We start from the raw sequence: 20,655 nt of genomic DNA, 5'->3' as shown, positions 1-20,655 counted from the left end.
GACCGAGTCGATCGCGCATCGCGACCAGTCCAGCTCTCCGCGCGAGCCGAGCTCGTCCAGCAGGATCCGGTACAGCTTGGCCCACACCCGGGCGGCGCTCCACTCGGTGAAGCGGCGATGCACCGTCTGCCAGGAAGCGCCGAAGATCGGCGGGAGCTGACGCCACGTGCAACCGCTGGTCGCTACGAACACGATCGCCGCCAAGACCAGTCGGTCATCGGCTCGTCGCCGCCCACCACCCTGCGGGCGCGTCGGCGACGGCGGTACCACCCGCTGAAACAGCTCCCACAACTGGTCCGGAACCAGCCGATCGATGAACGGATCCATGATCAACCCAACGATTGATCACCAAACAAGACACTGTCTTAGGGGCTTCTGCGGGTCTAACTGCTTGACTGAGCGCTTCACGTCTTGACGATCCTGCCCATGGCGATCACATCGTGCTCCGCTACCTCACCTTGGCGGCTGGCCTGCGCTGCGGGCCCACACGAGACCGGTGGGCGAGCGGCCTCTGCGGGCTCCAGCACCTCCTGAAGTGACGCGACTACGCGCGCCTCCGGGTCTGGTGCAGCCCACCGGACCTCACCGAGCGGGAATGCTCGGCCTGCCGTACGTCTAGGCCGATCAGGTGGTTGTGTGGCGGTGGGCCGGTCAGGCACGACTGTTTGATCGTCGCCGACAGACACTGCGCAAAAGGACACGAGGAAAGCTCGTACGTCATCCTTGGAGCATGTCGCGTAGAAAGCCACCGCCCTCTCCAGTCGTGCTACTGATCGCCGGCCTTGGACTCTGCGTGTGTGGCTTCGCTGTTTGGACTATCTTTCTCGTCGCCGGCTTTGCCCTCGGTAGCGTTGGGATTGTCACTCTTGTGATCGTCATCATGACCCTCGGGCTTGGGATCTTTCTCTATACGTGCGCCCGTAGACGTCAATGAGTGCAGTCTTGTCGGCAGGACGGCAAGGGGCATGCCGGAGAACCCGCGAGGCAAAGTCTGCTTGCTTAAGCTTGTCGATAGGCATCTGTTACGACACCGCTAGTCGGCTGTCGACGTAGCTGGAGCCCGATCTCAATTTCTAGGATTTCGCACCGCGCTCGGGCGGACCCTGCCCGCCGTCACCGCCCCCGGCTCCCGATCCTGACCCCGCTGGCCGCCACTGACCAAGTCGTGGCGATGATCCTGGCCGCGCTAACCCATATCCGCCGCAAGAAACCCGGCCGCGATCGTCTTCAACCTGGCGCTGTTCGCCCCGGCCGCCTTTGTGGCCTGGGGCCGCTTCGGCCCGTACGCCCTCAAGACTCTGGAACCGAGCACGATCTTCGAACTCTACGTCTACACCTTCGGCAACCGCCGCGCCTGGCCGACGGCAGCTGCGGTCCTACATCCCAAGCTGGGCGACGCGCTGCAGGCGGCATTCAACCCCTTCTGTTCGCTCTCATAACGTTTTCCCAGCCACTGACCAAGAAGGGATGTAATCGACGAAGGGAGCACGGCCGGTGCGTCGCAGACAGGCGGACATCGCTACGGACGTGGAAGCGTTCGAGGTCTTCTACCGGCGCCACGTCGACGCGATCACGTCGTTCCTCGCCCGCAGGGTCGATGATCCGCACACGGTCGCCGACCTGGTGGCGGAGGTGTTCGTCGCGGTGCTCGACTCCGCCCACACCTACCGGCCCGGGCTGGGCAGCGAGATCGCGTGGTTGTACGGCGTGGCGCGCAACACCCTCTCGGCCGAGCGGCGGCGGGCGTTCAAGGAGACGAGACTGACCGACCGTCTGGGCGGGCGAAGACCGCTCGACTCCGACGACGTCGCCGAGCTCGAGGAACGGATCGATGCGGAGAGCGTGGCCAGGCGGGCTCTCCAGGCCATGGCCGGACTACCGGACGGTGATCGCGCGATGCTGGAACTGGTTGTCATCGACCAGCTCACGGTCAGCGAGGCGGCCACTGCCCTGGGCATCCGGCAGGGGGCCGCCAGGGCCAGGTTGCACCGCGCCCGCCACACGCTGAGGAACGTGCCGGGGATAGCCCCCTTCGTCTTGGAAGGAATGCGATGAACTTCAAGGAGCACGTACTGATGGAACTCAAAGCGGAGATCGTCGCCCGGAACGAGGCTCGCCGCCTGCGTATCAGGAGGCGTCTGCTCGCCGGAGCCGCGGTGGCCGGGATCGCCGCGGCGGCGGCCGTCGCGGTGCCGTTCCTGAACGGGGCGGGGACCCCGGCCTACGCCGTCGCCAAGAACGCCGACGGCACGATCACCCTGAAGATCAACGAGTTCAGGGATCCCGCCCAGGTGGAGAAGGACCTGGCAGCACTCGGTCTGACCGCTGACGTCTCCTACGTCAAGCCCGGCAGCCGGTGCGCCCCCGACCGTGGCGAGACCGACGCCGGTCCCTCGTTCTCCAAGGAGGAACTCGCGAGCAAGGACCCCGAGGTTCGGAAGAGGATCAACGCGGCGATCGACAACTCGCCGAACGGCAAGGCGTTCAAGATGGGCGGCGGCGAGGTGCGGATCAGACCGCAGCACATCAAGCCGGGGCAGACGGCCGTCATGGAGTTCACCGAGAACGAGGACCAGACCTCGGGCCCGGAGAAGCCCAGAGCCCTGTGGCAGTTCAGCGGCTACCTCGTCACCGGTCCGGTCAAGCCCTGCACAGTCATCGACGACCCGTCCTGGAACCAGATGCCCGACCCCAAGACAAACCCCGAGGCGTACCCGCCGGCCGGTAGCTGACTCCCGCCCGCAGCCGCCATCGATCCGCCGGGGCGGGTGGCCGACTGGGCGTAGCCGCCGTGCTCGGCGGCTACGCCTGGCCGCTGTACCTCACATCTGGCGTACGAGGCCAAGGTTGGCATCGCCACGGTCGGGGGCTCGTGACGATGTCGAAGACGCCGGAACCCCAGTGATCGACCTCAGAGCCATCGAGGGCGAAGGAGCCGCAGACGTCTGCTCGGCGGTGACGCCATCGACGCCCTGACCGAGCGTGGCGGCGGCACCGATAACCAGGCGCTCGTCGGCTCTAGATCGCTTTGCCATCGGGGCAGGGTCTCGTCGAAGGGGTGAGCGTGGGTCAGAAGCGCAGGCGAAGTCCCCAGGAAAAGAAGCTGCTGAGCTACACCAAGGACCGGCGCAACAACTACGGGCAGAGCGACAAGGGCTCGCGTAAGAGAATCCGCCGGAACAAGCGGGCACCTCATCGGGCGAACAGGCGCCACGTATCCCAGATTCTCGATGTGACTGTCGGGCCCGTCGATGCCGTAGCAGAGGAGGCCGCCGAGGAGCGGCTTGCCGTCAAGCGTCCCAAGCGATGGAAGAAGTGGCCGGACACGCCGCTCGGCCTGATGGTTCAGCAGCGGCTTGAGGGCAGGGCGGCACGTGACGATGGGCACGGGGCACGGAACGAACGACGAGCAAGGCGGGTAGGCATTCGACTGCGTCGGCCAACGACGGCAGTTGGGAGCCGTCTTCTCCGGGTGTAGATGACCTTCAACAATGATCTGCGGGCGTGGGCCATTGCTGGCATCGCTTCCTGAGCGGCCTACGAGGGTTGGCTTATACCGCGGCGCTCGGTGAGGCACCCGTCCCACGGTCGGCGCTTCAGCGGGGCAGCACCAAGCTGGGGCGGAGGGTGAGCAGGAGGCCGAGGGTGGCGTAGCCGAGGAGGAGGTGGCCGCCGCCGATCCAGCGGGCCCCGTCCTCGCCGGCCAGGATGAGTGCCGGCATGGTCACCGCGAACCAGCTCTCGGCGATCAAGGGCCACCAGCGCAGCGGGCCGCGCCAGCGTCCCGCCACCGCCAGCTTCACGCCGATGACCAGCATGCCGAGCATGGACAGCGGCCAGAACACGTCGAGGATGCCCATGGCCACGTGGTCCTGGGCGGACTCGGGCAGCAGACCGTTCAGCAGCGACCACAGGGTGGCCGGCGCGAGCAGTCCGAGCTCGACCTTGAGCATGGCCCGCGAGACGCGCGAGTCGCCCGTGGCGCGGGTCCGGATCTGGACGGCGAGCAGGGCGAACAGGCCGAGCTGGAAGGCGACCCCGGTCAGGCTGCCGATGCGCTCCTCGACGCCCTCGTTGACCGTGCCGAAGAGGAGGACGCTGGTGGCCCAGGCGAGGGTGCCCCCGGTGAGCGCGAGGCCGAGCAGGCGGACGGCGGCGGGCGTGATGGGTTCGGCGGCGATCGGCTGGTCAGACTGGGGGACGTCGGTGCGGGCCGTGGCTGGGGTGGTGGTGAGCTGCGGGTCCATGGGAGTTCCTTTCTGCGGGCTCGCACCAGGGTCGTGGCCGGTAGTCCCGGGCGGGCAGGGTCCGGTGTCCCGGTTTGTCCTGGGACTGCGGTCCCGGGTGGGTCAGGACGGCTTTGGGATGTAATACGGGGCATGACAGGAACGGGGCGCACCCGGGTGCCGCTCGTGCTGGCCGTCGCGGCGCTGGCCATCGCGGTGTTGACCGTAGCCCTGGACGCGCGGGTGGCGGGCGTGCCGATCCCCGCGGCGGCGCAGTTGGACCCGGGGTGGCCCGCGGCGCTGTCGGGGCTGGCGATGCTCGGGCCCGGCGTGCTGCTGCTGCGCATGTTGCCGCGGCATGCGGTGGCGTGGGTGCTGACCGGCTTCGGGTTGCTGGTGCTGGTCGACGGGATGGCGTCGGCGTGGGCGGCCTACGCCCTTTACGGCGCACCGGGGGCGCCCGGGGCGGCGGGCGCCTACTGGTTCTATTCGCGTTTCGGGGCGGCGATGCTGCTCGCCCTGCCCGTGCTGATCCTGCTGTTCCCGGATGGACGGCTGCCTTCCGGCCGGGTCTGGCGGCCACTGGCGGTGACGAGTCTGGCGTTGACGGGGCTGCTTCCGGCCCTGCTGGTCGTCGCGCCCATGGAGGTGATGTCGCGCTTCCACGGTGTCGCGTTGCCGCCCGAGATCGCGCGGCTGAGCCTGGATCCGCTCGCGGTGCGCCTGCCGTACGCCTGGTGGGAAGTCATCCTGCAGGTGGCCTACGGCTCGATCCTGGTGAGCATGCTCGTGCCGTTCGCGGTGGTGGTGCGGCGCTACCGGGCGGCCGATCCGGAGCGGCGGGCACAGATCAAGTGGCTGATGTGGGCGGCTCTGGTGGACACGGCCGTGCTGCTGGCGCCGCTGCGGGTGCCGCCGCAGGTGCCGTCGGTGCTGATGAGCCTGGCGATCGCGGCCACGTCGGCGGCGGTCGTCGTGGCGGTCGCCAAGTACCGGCTCTACGACGTCGACCGGCTGCTGTCGGCCACCCTGGCGTACGGCGTGCTGGCCGCGCTGGTGGTGGCGGTGGACGTGGCGGTGTTCACGGTGGCCGGCAGCGTGCTGGGCGAGCGTGATTCGGCGCTGGCGGCGATCGGGATCGTCGCGCTGCTGTACGCGCCGTTGCGCGGCTGGTTGTGGCGGGGGGCGCGACGGCTCGTCCGTGGCGGCGGGCACGACTCCTACGCCGCGGTCTCGACGCTGGCCGAGCGGCTGGAGCTGGCCACCGATCCGGACGAGCAACTGGTCGCGGTCGCCTCGACGCTCTCCGAGGCGTTCCGGCTGGCCTACGTGCGGGTGGAGATCGACCGCCCGAACGGCGAGCGTTCCGTGGTCCAGCGCGGCACGCCGCGTGGTCCGTCGGTGTCGCTGCCCGTCGCCTATCGCGGCGAGGTGGTGGGCCGGCTGGTGCTGTGCCGCGCCGACCTGAGCGAGCGCGATCAGCGGCTTCTGGGTGACCTGGTACGGCAGGCCGCGGCGGCGGCGCGGGCCACCGAGCTCAGCGCCGACCTGCAGCGCATCCGCGCCCGCCTCGTGCTGGCCCGCGAGGAGGAACGCCGCCGGCTCCGCCGGGACCTGCACGACGGGTTCGGTCCGAGCCTGGGCGCGCTGCGGCTGCGCATCGAGACGGCGCGCAACCTGGCGGCCACCGCGCCCGCCCAGGCAGACCGGCTGCTGGAACAGACGGCCGCCGACGTCGGCGACGTACTGGCAGACGTGCGCAGACTGGTGCACGATCTGCGCCCGCCCGCCCTCGACGAACTCGGCATCCTGCGCGCCATCGAGCAGCAGGCCGGCCGGTTCCGCTCGGCCGCGCTCGACATCCGCGTCAGCGGCGACGGCCCGCTGGACGCGCTGCCGGCGGCGGTGGAGGTGGCGGCCTACCGTATCGTGTCCGAGGCGCTGGCCAACGTGGTCAAGCATGCCGGCGCCGCGCGCTGCGAGGTCACCCTCGGCGTGCGGGACAGGAGACTCGAAGTGGCGGTACGCGACGACGGCGGCGGCATCGACCCCGGCGTGCTGGCCGGAGTCGGCATGCTGTCGCTGCGCGAACGCGCGGCCGAGCTGGGTGGCGACTGCCAGGTCAGTTGCCCGCCCGACGGCGGCACCCTCGTCGCCGCGCGGCTGCCGATCCAGGAGGCGGCCGGTGCCTGAGGAGACGATCCGCGTGCTGGTGGCCGACGACCACCCCGTCTACCGCGACGGGCTGGCGGTACTGCTCGGCTCGATCCCCGGCATCGACGTGGCCGGGACGGCCGCCGACGGCGCGCAGGCCGTCGAGTACGCCTCGGACCTGCAGCCCGACGTGGTGGTGATGGACGTGCGGATGCCGGGGCTCGACGGCATCGAGGCGACCAGGCGGATCGTCGCCGACAGCCCGCACATCGGCGTCCTGGTGCTGACCATGTCGGAGGAGGACGCCACCCTGTTCGCCGCCATGCAGGCGGGCGCCCGCGGTTACCTGCTCAAGGGCGCGGGCCAGGAGGAGATCGTGCGCGCGATCACGGCGGTGGCCCACGGTGAGGCGATCTTCGGTCCGGCGGTCGCGCTGCGTGTGGCCGAGTTCTTCCAGGGGGTCGCCTCGGCCGGTGATCCGGTGTTCCCGCAGTTGACGCCGCGTGAGCGTGAGGTCCTTTCCCTGGTGGCGGCCGGGCGGTCCAACTCGCAGATCGCCTTGGCCCTGCAGGTGTCGCCCAAGACCGTGCGTAACAACGTCTCCAACATCTTCGCCAAGCTGCACGTCGCCGACCGCGCCGAAGCCATCGTCCGCGCCCGCGACGCAGGTCTCGGCCGCTGACCTCAGCCGGGGTGGGGGCTGAGAGGTCGAAGGTTTCGGCGAGCCATCTGGTCTCGCGCTGGTTGTCTGTGATCTTGCGGATGGCGGTTGAGACGGTGACCGGTGTGACCGTCTGCGGCCAGGGCTTTGAAGGCCAGGTACGGCGGGCTTTCCGAGCTGATCCATGGTCGCTCGGGACGGTTTCCCAGAGTTTCCAGATCGCGAAGAACTCGCCGTAGATGTCGTAGATGACGCCGAGTTTTCGGCGCTTCTTTCGCTCGTCCCAGCCAGCCGAGGGATAGAGGGCGACGCCCAGGTTGGGCAGGGCTTTGACGACTTCGGTCCAGATCGAGCCGGCGTCCATGAAATCTCCTCGGAGTGACTGTCTGAGGGATCGGTGGGACGCGGCGGAACGTTGTCAGGGGATTTGAAGTTGTGGACCTTCGCTTCGGTGAATCATCCGTTCGTGGAGTGGCTGACGGAGGAGCCTCGGCCGAAGTATCGGGAGACGACGAGTTACACCGACCTGCGGACGTTCAACGGAAAGTCGTTTCCGTGGACCTTCTGGCGGCGGCCGTTGCAGGCGATGACGGGCGCGTTCGTGGAGGCGGGGTTCTGTCCGGCGGCCATCAGTGAGCCGCAGACGGCGCCGGGGGCGCCTGAAGCGTTCGCGGGGATCAGTTTCATGTGTTTCGTCGCCCAGGTGCCGGCGGCCTGAACAGGGGTGGGAGAGGTATCAGGGGTGGTGTCAGGGCGGTGACGGTCCCGTATCAGGGGGGTCGGCGAGAGTTGGGCCATCGAAAGAACGGCAGCCGGAAAGGCGGCCGGATCGGCTGACAACTCGAAGGAGCACCACCATGACCGCCACCCTCACCGACCAGGACAAGCTCACCCTCCGCACCGCCGCCTGGGGCGCGGTGTCGCTGATGTCGGCGGCCGGGATGGCCACCTCGGCGCACAAGGTCGCCACGCACGGATCGCTGGCGCTGACCTCGGCGACGGGGCTGGTCGGGCACGTGCTGACGAAGGCGCCGAAGGGCGTGAAGTACGGCAAGACGGTGGCGGACCTGGCGGATGTGGTGCTGCCGGCGCTGACGGAGGCGATGGGGCTGCTGAAGCGGCAGGCCCCGGCCGAGGCGGACAACTTCCGGAGCACGGTGATCGTGGCGATCGAGGCTTCGGCGCAGACGCACAAGGGCGAGCCGAGCCCGACCCTGGCCGACATGGCCCGCAAGATCACCGCCGCCCTGGATGCCGCCTAGCCGAAGTCCCCAGGGTGGCCCCGCCGCCCTTCGTTGAAACCACCCTGAACATCACTAAGGAGACACCCATGTCCGCCATCCAGAACCGTTCCGACCTGCAGCAGGCCCTTCAGGAGATCGTCGACTCCGGCTTCGCCGGGGTGCAGGTGCGGGTGAACGATGAGCACGGTGAGTGGGTCGGCAGCGCCGGCGTGCGGAAGCTGGGCGAGACGGAGAAGCCCTCCACCGACGGCCACTTCCGGATCGGCAGCAACACCAAGACGTTCGTCGCCGTCCTGACCCTGCAACTGGTCGCCGACGGGCAGGTCGGGCTGGACACGCCGGTGGACGACTACCTGCCGGAGTACGGGCTGGACCGCGAGATCACCGTGCGGATGCTGCTGCAGCACACCAGCGGCGTGTTCAACTTCACCGGCGAGCACTTCCCCGACGGCACGATCGCGCCGGGCATCCCGTGGGAGGGGCAGGGGTACGTGGACGGCCTGTCGCACACCTACGACCCCGAGGAGCTGGTCCGGCTGGCGCTGTCCAAGCCGGCGCGGTTCGCCCCGGGCACCGACTGGAGCTACTCCAACACCAACTACGTGCTGCTCAAGCTGCTGATCGAGAGGGTGTCCGGCCGGTCGCTGGCCGAGGAGATGCAGGACCGCATCCTGGGGCCGCTCGGGCTGACCGGCACAGTCGTGCCGGGCGCCTCGCCGGAGATCCCGGCGCCGCACGCCCACGGCTACTACCGCTACGAGGAGGCCGGCGAGTGGAAGCTGGTCGACGTCACCCGGATGAACCCGTCCTGGATCTCGGCGGCGGGCGACATGATCTCCACCACCAAGGACCTGCACATCTTCATCGCCGCGCTGACCGGGGGCAAGCTCCTGCCCGCCGAGCTGCTGGCGGAGATGTACGAGGCGTACCCGCAGATCGGTTACGGGCTCGGGGTGTTCGTGCAGCAGACCGAGTGCGGTGACACCGTCATCACGCACAACGGCGGGTTCTTCGGCTGGGGCGCGCTGATGTACGGCTCGCCCGACGGCCGCACCACGCTGACCGCCTCGCTGACCACCGGCGACGCCGAGCTCGACTTCATCGCCACCGCCCAGGCCTTCCAGGCGGCCCAGCAGAAGCTGGTCAACCTGGCCTTCTGCGCCGGCCAGGCCGAGCCGGCGGCGTGAGCGGGGTCCACGGCAGCCTGGCGGAAAGGTCCTCCCCGATCGTCGGGGAGGGCCTTTCCGCATGCCGTACCGCATGTGGTCGTCACTGCGGGGGTTCGGCACAATTGCTCAGATGAAAGTCGGATTGCTTGGACCGTTCGAGGTCAGGAACCACGACGGGGCCGTGGTGGAGGTTCCGGGGATCCGGCTGCGCGCGCTGCTGGCGGCGCTGGCTCTCGAAGCCGGTCGGATCGTCACCAGGTCGAGGCTGGTGGACTGGATCTGGGGCGAACGCCCGCCCGCGGACGAGGTGAACGCGCTGCAGGCGCTGGTGTCCAGGTTGCGGCGGGTGTTGCCGGACGGGGTGATCGAGGCCGACGCCGGGGGCTACCGGCTGGCCGTACCGCCGGACGACGTGGACGTGATCCGGTTCGAGCGCCTGGTGAGCAAGGCCAGGACGGCAGAGCCGGGGGAGCGGGCGGAGCTGCTGCACGCGGCGCTGGGGCTGTGGCGCGGTTCGGCCATGAGCGATCTCGTCCTCCAGGACAGTGAGGTGTTCGACGCCGCGGTCGGGCGACTGGAGGAGCTCCATCTCGCCGCGCTCGGCGATCGGGTGGACGCCGACATCCGGCTGGGTCGCGGTTCTGAGATGGTGTCAGAGCTGACCGAGCTGGTCGCGAGCCACCCGCTGCGCGAGGGGTTCGTCGCGGCCCTGATGCGGGCGCTGGCCGAGGCGGGACGCGGGAACGAGGCGCTGACGCTGTTCCAGCGCACCCGCGAGCGGCTCGCCGATGAGCTGGGCGCCGACCCGTCGGCCGAGCTCACCGCCCTGCACACCGCACTGCTGCGGGGCGAGCTGGGCGAGCGGACGGAACACCGCAGGACGAACCTGCGCGCCGAGCTGACCAGTTTCGTCGGCAAGGACGGCGACGTCGGCGCGGTCGCCGGGCTGGTCATCAACCACCGGCTGGTCACCCTGACCGGAGCGGGCGGCTCCGGCAAGACCAGGCTGGCCACCGAGACCGCGCGGATGGTGCTCTCCGAGCTGCCGGACGGGGCGTGGCTGATCGAGCTGGCCTCGGTGCAGGCGGGCGGCGACCTGGCCCAGGCCGCGCTGACCGCGCTCGGGCTGCGCGACCAGGCACTGCTCGGCGGCGCACGCGGCGGCGAGCCCATGGATCAACTGATCACCGCGCTGCGCGAGCGCACGATCCTGCTGGTCCTGGACAACTGCGAGCACATGATCGAGGCGGCGGCGGCGTTCGCCGACCGGCTGCTGGGCGAGTGCCGGCGGTTGCGGATCCTGGCCACGAGCCGGGAGCCGCTGGGCATCACCGGCGAGGTGTTGTGGCAGGTCGAGCCGCTCGTGCTGCCCTCGACCGGCGCCGGGGCGGAGGAGATCGGGAGCTCGCCCGCGGTACGGCTGCTGCGCGACCGGGCGGAGCTGGTGCGCAAGGACCTCGGCTCGGACCCGGCCACGCTGGCCGCCATGGCGCGGATCTGCCGGGCGCTGGACGGCATGCCGCTGGCCATCGAGCTGGCCGCGGCCCGGCTGCGCAGCATGTCGGTCGAGCAACTGGCCCGCCGGCTGGACGACCGGTTCCGGCTGCTCACCGGCGGCAGCCGTACGGCTCTGCCGCGGCACAAGACGTTGCGCGCGGTCGTGGACTGGAGCTGGGACCTGTTGACCGAGGCCGAGCGCGGCGTGCTGCGCCGGTTGTCGGTCTTCTCCGGCGGCGCGAGCCTGGAGGCGGCCGAGCGGGTGTGCGGGGAGGACGGGGAGTACGGCGGGGAACTGGTGCTCGACGTGCTGACCACGTTGATCGAGAAGTCGCTGGTGGTCGCGGGCGGCGAGGACGTGCCGCGCTACCGGATGCTCAACACCATCCGGGAGTACGCCGCCGGGCGGCTGGAGGAGGCGGGGGAGAGCGAGCGGATCCGCCGGGCGCACCTGGCCTACTTCACCGAGCTGGCCGAGACGGCCGACCCGCACCTGCGCCGGGCCGAGCAACTGACGTGGCTGGCCGTGCTCGACGCCGAGCGCGACAACCTCAGCGCGGCCGCACGCTGGGCGATCGCCGAGGGCTCGGCCGAGGAGGCGATGCGGCTGGTGGGAGCGGCCGGCTGGTACTGGTACCTGAGCGGCTCCCGCGCCGAGGGCATGGAGCTGTGCGTCCAGGCGGCCTCGCTGGAGGGCGAGGTTCCCGACGAGGTGCGCGCCCTGGCGTACACGCTCGTGGCGATCTTCATCACCGCCGGGCCGGGCGTCGACCAGTACCAGGCCGAGAAGTGGATCCTCGCGGCCCCGCGGTACACGCGGCCCGGGTACCGCAACCCGCTGCTCGGCTTCGTCGCGCCGCTGGAGCGGATGGTGCGGGAGCCCACGAACTTCCTGCCCGCCTTCGACCCGCTGGTGGCCGACGACGATCCGTGGGTGCGGGCGCAGGCCCGGCTCACCCGCGGGCGGTTGCGGCTCACGCTCGGCGGCGACGAGACCGACGTGGACACCGACGCCGAGACCGCGCTGGCGGAGTTCAGCGCGCTGGGTGACCGGTGGGGGACCTCGCTGGCCATGAGCTTCGTGGCCGATCGGCGGGCGATGCGGGGCGAGTTCGGCCGTGCGTGCGAGTTGCTGGCGGAGGCGACGGTGGCGGTGGTCGAGGTCGGTGCGACCGGGGACGCCATCGGGCTGCTGGCGCGGCAGGCGCAGCTTTACTGGCTGCTCGGTGACGAGCGGGCCAGCGCGGCGGCCGTGGCCGAGGCGGAGCGGTACGCGGGTGACATCACGTGGCCGGACACGCTGGCCGAGCTGGAGCTCGCGCTGGCGAAGCTGGCCCGGTGGCGGGGGGAGCCGGAGCGGGTTCGCCGGCACCTGGCCGCGGTGCAGGCGTTGCTGGGTGATGCCGAGCCGAACGACATGGTCAAGGCTCGGAGCATGGACCTGCAGGGTTACCTCGCGGAGGACCTTGAGGAGGCGCGGGCGCACCGGGGCGAGGCGCTTCGGGCGGCGGAGGGGCTTGGGTATCCGCCGGTGCTGGCCGATGCGCTGGTCGGGATTGCCGATCTTGCGATGCGGCGGGGGCTGGACGAGCGGGCTGTCCGGCTGCTCGCGGCGGCTGAGGGGGTGCGGGGGACACCGGATCTGTCGCAGCTCGACGCGGCCAGGATGGCGGCCGAGGCGCGCGAGCGTCTCGGGGAGGACGGGTTCGCAGAGGCGATGCGGGCCGGGCGGGAGGGGGACTGGCGTGAACTGGCTGAGGCCACGCTCACAGCCTGAGGCGGCCCTATATAGGGCATGGTGATGTCGGCCGCCGGCATCGCCGAGTCTGCCCACCGGGTGGGGGTGCAGGGCGGGATCGCGCTCACCTCGGCCACCGGCCTGGTCGGGCACGTGCTGGCCAAGGCGCCCAAGGGCGTGAAGTACGGCAAGACCGTGGCCGAGCTCGCCGATGTGGTGCTGCCGGCGCTCACCGAGTCGGTCGCCCTGCTCAAGCGGCAGGACCCGGCCGAGGCGGACAACTTCCGCGCCACGGTCCTCGTCGCCCTGGACGCCGCCGCCGGCATCCACCAGGGCACGCCCAGCCCCACGCTGGTCGACATGGCCCGCAAGATCACCGAAGCGCTCGACGCCGCGTGACCGGAGTCGCCCCCAAAGCGGGGCGGATCCGGCACGATGGGGCCATGGAAGAGATGTTGCCTGTGATGACCCGCGCGACGGAGAAGACCGTGGACCTGGTTCGCGGCATCCGCGAGGAGCAGTTCGGCGGGCCCACCCCGTGCTCGGAGTACACCGTCAAGGAGCTGATCGGCCACCTGGAATGGGTGTCCGAGGCGTTCGAGTCGATGGCCAAGGGCGGCTCGATGGTCCCGCAGGGGGAGTACGCCGGCGACTTCCCCGAGCGGGCCCGGCGCACGCTGGCCGCCTGGTCGCGGCCGGAGGCGTGGGAGGGGACCAGCCCGGGGCTGGGCCTGCCGATGAGCACGCTCGCGCAGATGTTCCTGGTGGACATGGTCGCGCACGGCTGGGACCTGGCCAGGGCGACCGGCCAGCCGTACGAGCCGGACCCGGAGGCGGTGTCGCGCGCCTGGCAGTTCGCCGGCCAGATGGCCGAGATGGGCCGGCAGCAGGGCGCCTTCGGGCCGGCGGTGGAGGTGCCGGAGGACGCGCCCGTGTTCGACCGCCTGCTGGGCACCATCGGCCGCGACCCGTCCTGGAGACCGTAAACCGCCGCCCTAAAAACCAGGCCGTACGGCGTCAGGTTAGAAGACCGCGCTGGAAGGCCACGGCCACCGCGGCGGCCCGGTCGTTGACGCCGAGCTTGGCGTAGATGTGCAGCACGTGCGTCTTGACCGTCGCCTCGCTGATGAACAGCCGGGCGGCGGCCTCCCGGTTGGTCGTGCCCTGCGCGATCAGCCGGAGGATCTCCAGTTCCCGGGCGCTGAGCGGGTCCGCCGCCGGCGCCCGGACCTGTCCGATCAGCCGCGTGGCGACCGACGGCGACAGCACCGACTCGCCCCGGGCCGCCGCCTCGACCCCCCGGATCAGCTCGTCGCGGTGCGCGTCCTTGAGCAGGTACCCCGTCGCCCCGGCCTCGATGGCCGGCACGACGTCCCGGTCAGTGTCGTAGGTGGTCAGCACGAGCACGCGGGCCGTGCTTCCGGTCCGGGCCAGTTCCTTGATCGCGCTGACCCCGTCCATGCGCGGCATCCGCAGGTCCATCAGGATCACGTCCGGCCGCAGGGCGAGCGCGAGCTTGACCGCCTCACCGCCGTCGCCGGCCTCGCCGAGCACCTCGAAGCGGTCGTCGCCGGTGAACATGCCCCGGATGCCGTCGCGCAGGATCGGGTGGTCGTCCACGATCAGCAGCTTGATCGGCGTGCTCACGCGTCCTCCCTGGCGACCGCCGGGACGGTGGCCGAGATCGCGGTGCCGCCGCCGGGCTCCGACTCGATCTCCAGGCTCCCGGCCAGCCGCGCGACCCGCTTGCGCATCGAGGTCAGGCCGAACCCGCCGCCGTCGGCGGCCCGGTCGAGGGCGAAGCCGACTCCGTCGTCCCGGACGTCCAGGGTGACCACATCTTCCATGTACGACAAGGTAAGCCCGACCCGGCGGGCTTCGGCATGCTTGGCGACGTTCGCGAGCGCTTCCTGGGCGATCCGCAGCAGGGTCTGCTCGACCTCGGGGTGCAGCGGGCGTGCCGTACCCGTGGTGGTCATCTCCGCCGGTACGGCCTGCAACCCGGACCAGCCGGCGACCACCTCGGCCAGCGCCTCCGGCAGCGGGGCCGTCTCGAGCTGCCCCGGCCCGATGGCGTGCACCGAGCGGCGGGCCTCGGCGAGGCTGTCGCGGGCCAGCCGGGCGGCGGTGTCGAGATGTCCCCGCCACTGCGCCCCGGTCTCCTGGGCGTGCGTCGCCGCCTGGATCTGGGCGATGATCCCGGTGAGCCCCTGGGCCAGGGTGTCGTGGATCTCCTGCGCCATGCGCTGGCGCTCGTCGAGCACGCCGGCCTCGCGGGCCTGGAGGAGGAGCTGGGTGTGCAGGACCGCGTTCTCCCGCATCGCCTCTTCGAGCTGGTTCACCATGCGCTTGCGTTCGCTGCTGCGGGCCGCGGTTACGTCGCCGACCAGGCTGAACAGCGCGACCAGCGAGGTGATCGCGGCGATGAAGAACACGTGGGTGAGGATCGCGGGCAGCGTCGGGGCGGGCAGCCCGCCGGTGAAGCTGGTCACGCTGATGGTCGCGGTGGCGGCGATCCCGACGAAGCGCCATCTGCCTGTCAGCAGTTGCCAGGAGGCGATGTAGCCGACGAAGGCGAAGAACCCGGCGAACCAGATGCCCTGGCTGCACAGCGCGGCGATGAGGACGATCAGCCCGGCGACGTAGACCGCGTGGTGGCGGCTGCGGCCCAGCAGGGCGATCCAGGTGGCCGCAACGGCGGCGACGCCGAGCATCAGCAGATGCTCGGCGAGCGTCCGGCCGTCGGTCAGCCAGGTGAGGGCGACCGAGACCGTGAGCAGGAGGTAGGGCACGGTGGCCTGGAGCCGTTCGAGCCGGGCCTCCTGCAGGTCGAGCGAGGTCACGTTACTCCCAGCGGAAGAGCTTGGCGGCGGCGACACTGATGACCACCGCGTACCCCGCCATGATGACCAGGGAGAGCGTGCTGGGGAAGCCACCCGCCCAGACGTCCTGGAGAGCCTGGCGGAAGGCGCCCAGCGGGGTGTATGTCCCGATTTGGGCAAGGATAGCGGGCATCTGGCTGGGCGGCTGGATCAGTCCGGCGAGGTAGGCCATCGGGAAGTAGAGCAGCACGCCGATCCCGTTGGCCGCCCGCCCGTTCGGCGCCAGCGCCGCGATGAGCAGGCCGATCGCGAACATCGCCCCGGTGCCGAGCAGGAAGGTCAGCGTGACGGCGACGGGCGCGCTGGGCAGGTTCGCGCCGAGCACCGTGCCGGCGACCGCGAGCAGCAGCCCACAGGCGGCGACGGCCAGGACGAGCTGCAGGATGAGCTGCACCGCCAGCAGCCGGGCGGGCGGCACCGGGGTGGTGGACAACCGGCGCAGGATGCCGCGCTCGCGGTAGGTCGCCAGGGTGGTCGGCACCAGGTACAGGCCGACGAGACCGACCGCGATGGACAGGGCCATGGGCACCAGCACCGTGTCACCGGGGGCGATCGAGCTCCCGAAGATCACCAGGATGAACAGCGGGATGAGCAGGGCGAACATCGAGCCGGGTTCGCGGACGAGCAGCTTGGTCTCGATGGTGGTGAGCTTGGCGAGCGCGGTCATCTTCGAAGCCTTTCGATGAAACGGGGGGAGTCAGGAGAAGGTGCGGCCGGTGAGGGCGAGGAAGGCGTCGTCCAGCGTGCGCTTGTCGATGCGCAGGTCCGAGACGAGCAGGTTGTGCCGGGCGAGCTGCGAGGTGACCGCGCTGGCGAAGTCCCCGCGGCCGGTGATGACCGTCTTGGCGCCGGTGACCTCGACCGAGGAGACCCCGGGCAGGCCGCCCAGCAGCGCCGGCAGCTCCTCGGCGGTCCCGGTCAGCAGGGTGAAGCGCATCTCGTGCTCGGCCCCGACCAGCCCGGCGGGGGTGTCGAGGGCGACCACGCGGCCCCGGTCGACGACCGCCACCCGGTCGCACAGCTCCTCGACCTCGTCCATGAAGTGGCTGACCAGCACCACGGTCACGCCGCTGTCCCGCACCTGCTTGATCAGCTCCCAGGTGGCCCGCCGCGCCTGCGGGTCGAGCCCGGTGGTCAGCTCGTCGAGGAAGGCCACCCGCGGGTCGCCCACCAGGGCCAGCGCGATGAACAGCCGCTGCTTCTGGCCGCCGGACAGCTTGCCGAAGCGGGCGTTGCGCTTGTCCTTCAGTCCCCAATGCTCCAGCAGTTCGCGCCAGTCGCGCGGCTTGGCGTAGAAGGAGGCGTACAGGTCGAGCGCCTCCCACACCTTGATGTTCTCCGGGAGCTGGGTGTGCTGGAGCTGCACGCCGATCTGCTCGCGGAGCTCGCTGCCTGCCGTACGCGGGTCGAGGCCGAGGACGCTGATCCGGCCGCTGTCGGCCCGGCGCAGGCCCTCCACGCACTCCACCGTGGTGGTCTTGCCCGCGCCGTTCGGGCCGAGGATGCCGAAGATCTCCCCGGCCTCCACCGAGAAGGTCACGCCCTCCAGGACGGACTGGGTGCCGTACTTCTTGACCAGGTCTGCGACTTCGATGACTGCCATGGCAAAAGCATCGCGTCAGAGCCCCGGCTGGCGGATCGCCCCGGCAGCTACCATTCGCCCTGGATGTGGCTGATCGCGTAATCCACCGAATGGTGGATGGCGGAACCGGGGGAGGATGCCGTCGAGAATCTGCGCGAGCTGGTGCGTGAGCGCTTCGGCACCGAGATCGCCCAGCTCGACCGGGTGCACGGCGGCAGCAAGAAGGGCGTCTACCGGCTCACCCTGGGCACCGGCCGGACGGTGATCGCCTACGTCTGGAGCGACGAGGAGAACTACTGGCCGCCCGCCCCGGCCGCCGACTGGGACCCGTTCGCGCACGCCACCGGCTACCGGCTCTTCGAGCGGGCGCACACCCTGCTCAGCTCGCTCGGCGTCCGGGTGCCCGAGCTCTACGCGGGCAACGACGCCGACCTGGCACTGGTCGAGGACGTCGGCGGGCGCACGCTGGAGCGGCTGATCGAGGACGACCCGGCCGCGGCCGGACCGGTGCTGGCCAGGCTTGCCGGCTCGCTCGACCGGATGAGCCGGCACCGCACCGCGTGGACCGGGCCGATGTCCTGCGCCGAGGTGGTTCTGCGGCGGGCGCGGGCCGATCTGGGTGAGGCCGCCGCTCGGGTGGAGCGTCTGGCCGCGGCGGGGGACGAGCTGGCCGCGGTGCTCGGGGACCTGGCGGACGGGATCGAGCCGCGCGCCGAGTGCGGCCTGGTCCACGGCGAGCTGGGCCCCGACCACGTGCTCGTGGACGCCGCGGGCGAGCCGGTGCTGATCGACTTCGAGGGCGTGGTCCCCTTCGACGTCGAATGGGAGCACGTCTTCCTGCGCATCCGCTTCGGCGAGCACTACCCGGCCCTCGCGGTGCCCGGCCTCGACGAGCGGCGGTTGCGGTTCTACCGGCTGGCGCAGCATCTCTCCCTGGTCGCCGGGCCGTTGCGGCTGCTCGACGGGGACTTCCCCGACCGGGCGTTCATGGCCGGGATCGCCGAGCATCACACCGGCCAAGCCCTGGCCGTGCTCACACCCGGCGGGCCGTCCTGGTAGGACGGAAGGCGTGACGACGACTGTGGACGAGCTGGCGAGGCGCTTCGAGGACGACCGGGCGCACCTGCGGGCGGTGGCCTACCGGATGCTCGGCTCGCTGGCCGAGGCCGAGGACGCCGTCCAGGAGGCGTGGTTCCGGCTGAGCCGTACCGACGTGAGCGAGGTCGGCAACCTGACCGGCTGGCTGACGACGGTGGTCGGGCGGATCTGCCTCGACCTGCTGCGGGCGCGGGCGGCGCGGCCCGAGGAGGTCGGCGAGGCGCACGTGCCGGACCCGGTGGTCAGCCCGGTGGACGGGGTGGACCCCGAGCACGAGGCCCTGGTGCGGGACGCGGTGGGCCTGGCGCTGCTGGTCGTCCTGGAGGAGCTGGCGTCGCCCGCCGAGCGGCTGGCGTTCGTGCTGCACGACATGTTCGGGATGCCGTTCGAGGAGATCGCGCCGATCGTGGAGCGCAACCCGGCCGCCACCCGGCAGCTCGCCAGCCGGGCCAGGCGGCGGGTACGGCAGGCGCGCGTGGTGCCGGACGCGGATCTCGCCCTGCAGCGCGAGGTCGTGGAGGCCTTCATGGCCGCCTCCCGGGAGGGCGACTTCGACGCGCTGGTCGAGCTGCTCGACCCGGAGGTCGTGTTGCGCGCCGACTACGGCGCCGAGCCGGTGGGCGCCTCCAAGTGGGTGCGCGGTGCCCGCCAGGTCGCCGCCACGGCGCTCACCTTCCGCCGCCTGGCCGCCTACCAGCGGCTCGCGCTGGTCAACGGCGGGCTGGGGCTGGTGTCGTTGCCCGGCGGCAAGCCGTTCGCGGTGCTGGGGTTCACCGTGGTGGACGGCCGGATCGTGGAGATCGACGTCCTGGCCGACCCGGCGCGGATGGCCGTGCTCGCCCTCCCCGACCTCGGCTGACCCGGGGCCATCAATGTGCACGGTCATCAAATTTTTCACTTGTCCACCAGCTTTTTCCTGCCCAGAGCTCCCGCAAAGCCACCCCGGAGTGCTTAACTCTTAGGAAGGTTTCCTTTTAATTCCTGCTCACCCCCCAGGAGTTGAAGTGCGCAAAACCATGTTCGCCGCCACTGCGGCGGCGACTGGAGCCCTGGTCCTGCTTCCGGCCAGTGCAGCCAACGCCCACGGCACGATGTCCAATCCGCCCAGCAGGGTCTACGTCTGCAAGAACGAAGGCCCTGAGACGCCCAAGTCCGCCGCCTGCAAGGCCGCGGTGGCCGCGGGCGGCACCCAGGCCTATTACGACTGGAACGAGGTCTCCCTGCTCGAAGCGGGCGGCCGGCACCGCGAGCTCATCCCCGACGGCAAGCTGTGCAGCGCCGGGCGCGAGAAGTACCGCGGGCTCGATCTGCAGCGAGCCGACTGGCCCGCCACCAGCGTGCGCCCCGGCGCGTTCACGCTGACCTACCACGCCACCGCGCCGCACTCGGCGAGCAACTTCGAGTTCTACATCACCCGCGACGGCTGGAACCCCACCATGCCGCTGCGCTGGTCGGACCTGGTGCACATCCGCACCTTCAACGCCCAGAACCCGACGACCTTCACCAACTGGACGATCAACCTGCCGCAGCGCTCCGGCCGGCACATCCTGTACTCGATCTGGCAGCGCGTCGTGGGCAGCAACGAGGCCTTCTACACCTGCTCCGACGTGGACTTCGGCGGCCCGACCCCGACCTCCAGCCCCACGCCGACCCCCACCTCCAGCCCGACGTCGAGCCCCACGCCGAGCCCGACCACCAGCCCCACGCAGCCCGGCGGCACCTGGAAGTCCGGCACCGCCTACCGCCAGGGTGACCGCGTCAGCTACAACGGGTCGACCTACGAGTGCCTTCAGCCGCATACTGCCATCCAAGGCTGGGAACCCCCCAACGTTCCCGCGTTGTGGCGAAGGGTCTGATGAGACGTCTAACCGTGGCCGTCCTGCTGCTGCCGGCTCTGCTCGGCGGCTGCGGGACGGCCCAGCCCGCGGCCGAGCCGGTCAACGCCGACGACGTGATGTTCCTGCAGATGATGATCCCGCACCACCGGCAGGGCCTGGAGATCGTCAAGCTGGCCCGCGACCGCGGCAAGCACCCCGAGCTCAAGACCCTCGCGGCGGCCATCGAGACCACTCAGGGCGACGAGATCGCGAACATGAGCGCCTGGCTGCACGACTGGGACCAGCCGCTGGCCGCCCCCACCGACGCGCACGCCGGGCACGACGTGCCCGAGACCGACCTGCGGCAGATCACCGCCCTGCGCAAGTCGAAGACCTTCGACCGCGACTTCCTCCTGCTGCTCATCGCCCACCAGGACGACGCCGTGCAACTCGCCCTCAAGGAGGGGTACGGCGGAGCCAACCCCAAGGTGAAGGCGTGGGCCAAGCAGGTCGAGAAGTCCCGCCTGCAGCAGATCCAGATCATGAAGGGCCTGCTGGAGCAGATGTCCTGACCTCCCCGGCGCGAG

At 70.7% G+C, this 20,655-nt stretch carries 20 protein-coding genes; 14 read left to right on the top strand and 6 right to left on the bottom strand.

Annotated features, from left to right (window positions below; all coding sequences use genetic code 11):
• Window positions 1–327 (bottom strand): transposase (locus AB0I67_RS28895; RefSeq protein ID WP_357929469.1); only part of this gene is annotated, 327 nt, incomplete at its 3' end.
• A gap of 1,167 nt (window positions 328–1,494) precedes the next feature.
• On the opposite strand from AB0I67_RS28895, the gene AB0I67_RS28890 reads away from it, so the two are divergent.
• Together AB0I67_RS28890 and AB0I67_RS28885 are read left to right on the top strand one after the other, a co-directional pair.
• Window positions 1,495–2,055: a sigma-70 family RNA polymerase sigma factor gene (locus tag AB0I67_RS28890; protein ID WP_357929466.1), complete on the top strand. Its 561-nt coding sequence runs from the start codon at window positions 1,495–1,497 to the stop codon at window positions 2,053–2,055.
• Between the two features lie 20 nt (window positions 2,056–2,075).
• Complete coding sequence (locus tag AB0I67_RS28885) at window positions 2,076–2,732, top strand: hypothetical protein (protein WP_357929463.1); 657 nt, start codon at window positions 2,076–2,078, stop codon at window positions 2,730–2,732.
• An 864-nt stretch (window positions 2,733–3,596) separates the two neighbouring features.
• Here AB0I67_RS28885 and AB0I67_RS28880 read toward each other — a convergent pair.
• Window positions 3,597–4,247, bottom strand: a complete 651-nt coding sequence (locus AB0I67_RS28880; protein ID WP_357929460.1) for a hypothetical protein — start codon at window positions 4,245–4,247, stop codon at window positions 3,597–3,599.
• Between the two features lie 132 nt (window positions 4,248–4,379).
• On the opposite strand from AB0I67_RS28880, the gene AB0I67_RS28875 reads away from it, so the two are divergent.
• The 8 genes from AB0I67_RS28875 (at window position 4,380) to AB0I67_RS28840 (ending at window position 13,675) form a co-directional block, all read left to right on the top strand.
• Window positions 4,380–6,419: a sensor histidine kinase gene (locus tag AB0I67_RS28875; protein ID WP_357929458.1), complete on the top strand. Its 2,040-nt coding sequence runs from the start codon at window positions 4,380–4,382 to the stop codon at window positions 6,417–6,419.
• Window positions 6,412–7,062, top strand: coding sequence for a response regulator transcription factor (locus AB0I67_RS28870; RefSeq protein ID WP_357929456.1), 651 nt, complete (start codon window positions 6,412–6,414; stop codon window positions 7,060–7,062). The genes AB0I67_RS28875 and AB0I67_RS28870 overlap by 8 nt, the downstream gene beginning before the upstream one ends.
• A gap of 445 nt (window positions 7,063–7,507) precedes the next feature.
• Entirely contained in the window at window positions 7,508–7,759 is a 252-nt protein-coding gene (locus AB0I67_RS28865) for a hypothetical protein (protein WP_357929454.1), read from the top strand.
• Between the two features lie 139 nt (window positions 7,760–7,898).
• Entirely contained in the window at window positions 7,899–8,303 is a 405-nt protein-coding gene (locus tag AB0I67_RS28860) for a hypothetical protein (RefSeq protein ID WP_357929451.1), read from the top strand.
• 68 nt (window positions 8,304–8,371) lie between these two features.
• Window positions 8,372–9,472: a serine hydrolase domain-containing protein gene (locus AB0I67_RS28855; protein ID WP_357929449.1), complete on the top strand. Its 1,101-nt coding sequence runs from the start codon at window positions 8,372–8,374 to the stop codon at window positions 9,470–9,472.
• Window positions 9,473–9,584: 112 nt separating this feature from the next.
• Complete coding sequence (locus AB0I67_RS28850) at window positions 9,585–12,728, top strand: BTAD domain-containing putative transcriptional regulator (protein ID WP_357929446.1); 3,144 nt, start codon at window positions 9,585–9,587, stop codon at window positions 12,726–12,728.
• 18 nt (window positions 12,729–12,746) lie between these two features.
• Entirely contained in the window at window positions 12,747–13,088 is a 342-nt protein-coding gene (locus AB0I67_RS28845; protein WP_357929444.1) for a hypothetical protein, read from the top strand.
• 44 nt (window positions 13,089–13,132) lie between these two features.
• The gene (locus AB0I67_RS28840) at window positions 13,133–13,675 is read left to right on the top strand and encodes a TIGR03086 family metal-binding protein (protein WP_357929441.1); all 543 of its coding nucleotides are present in this window, start codon (window positions 13,133–13,135) and stop codon (window positions 13,673–13,675) included.
• A gap of 31 nt (window positions 13,676–13,706) precedes the next feature.
• Here the strand turns inward: AB0I67_RS28840 and AB0I67_RS28835 are convergent, their stop codons facing one another.
• Genes AB0I67_RS28835 through AB0I67_RS28820 form a run of 4 tightly spaced genes read right to left on the bottom strand, consistent with a single transcriptional unit; the run spans window position 13,707 to window position 17,174 of the window.
• Window positions 13,707–14,336, bottom strand: coding sequence for a response regulator transcription factor (locus AB0I67_RS28835; RefSeq protein WP_357929439.1), 630 nt, complete (start codon window positions 14,334–14,336; stop codon window positions 13,707–13,709).
• Window positions 14,333–15,532 carry a sensor histidine kinase gene (locus AB0I67_RS28830; protein WP_357929437.1) on the bottom strand — a complete coding sequence of 400 codons (1,200 nt, stop codon included), beginning with the start codon at window positions 15,530–15,532 and terminating at the stop codon, window positions 14,333–14,335. Before AB0I67_RS28830 ends, AB0I67_RS28835 begins: the two co-directional genes overlap by 4 nt.
• A 1-nt stretch (window position 15,533) precedes the next feature.
• On the bottom strand, window positions 15,534–16,238 hold the full coding sequence (locus tag AB0I67_RS28825) for an ABC transporter permease (protein ID WP_357929435.1): 705 nt from the start codon (window positions 16,236–16,238) through the stop codon (window positions 15,534–15,536).
• Window positions 16,239–16,268: 30 nt separating this feature from the next.
• Window positions 16,269–17,174, bottom strand: a complete 906-nt coding sequence (locus AB0I67_RS28820; protein ID WP_357929432.1) for an ABC transporter ATP-binding protein — start codon at window positions 17,172–17,174, stop codon at window positions 16,269–16,271.
• Between the two features lie 96 nt (window positions 17,175–17,270).
• Between AB0I67_RS28820 and AB0I67_RS28815 the strand changes: the two genes are divergently transcribed.
• The 4 genes from AB0I67_RS28815 (at window position 17,271) to AB0I67_RS28800 (ending at window position 20,640) form a co-directional block, all read left to right on the top strand.
• Window positions 17,271–18,212, top strand: coding sequence for a phosphotransferase (locus tag AB0I67_RS28815; RefSeq protein ID WP_357929430.1), 942 nt, complete (start codon window positions 17,271–17,273; stop codon window positions 18,210–18,212).
• Window positions 18,213–18,222: 10 nt separating this feature from the next.
• Window positions 18,223–19,110, top strand: a complete 888-nt coding sequence (locus AB0I67_RS28810) for a sigma-70 family RNA polymerase sigma factor (RefSeq protein ID WP_357929428.1) — start codon at window positions 18,223–18,225, stop codon at window positions 19,108–19,110.
• Window positions 19,111–19,255: 145 nt separating this feature from the next.
• Window positions 19,256–20,107 (top strand): lytic polysaccharide monooxygenase, encoded by an 852-nt coding sequence (locus tag AB0I67_RS28805; RefSeq protein ID WP_357929426.1) that lies wholly within the window; start codon window positions 19,256–19,258, stop codon window positions 20,105–20,107.
• Entirely contained in the window at window positions 20,107–20,640 is a 534-nt protein-coding gene (locus AB0I67_RS28800) for a DUF305 domain-containing protein (RefSeq protein WP_357929425.1), read from the top strand. Before AB0I67_RS28805 ends, AB0I67_RS28800 begins: the two co-directional genes overlap by 1 nt.
• Window positions 20,641–20,655 lie beyond the last annotated feature (15 nt).

Origin of the sequence: Nonomuraea sp. NPDC050310 (genome assembly GCF_040655795.1) — a bacterium.
In the GTDB taxonomy this organism is placed as follows: domain Bacteria; phylum Actinomycetota; class Actinomycetes; order Streptosporangiales; family Streptosporangiaceae; genus Nonomuraea.
The sequence above is the reverse complement of the archived record's forward strand: the minus strand, read 5'-3'. Positions and strand labels throughout refer to the sequence as shown.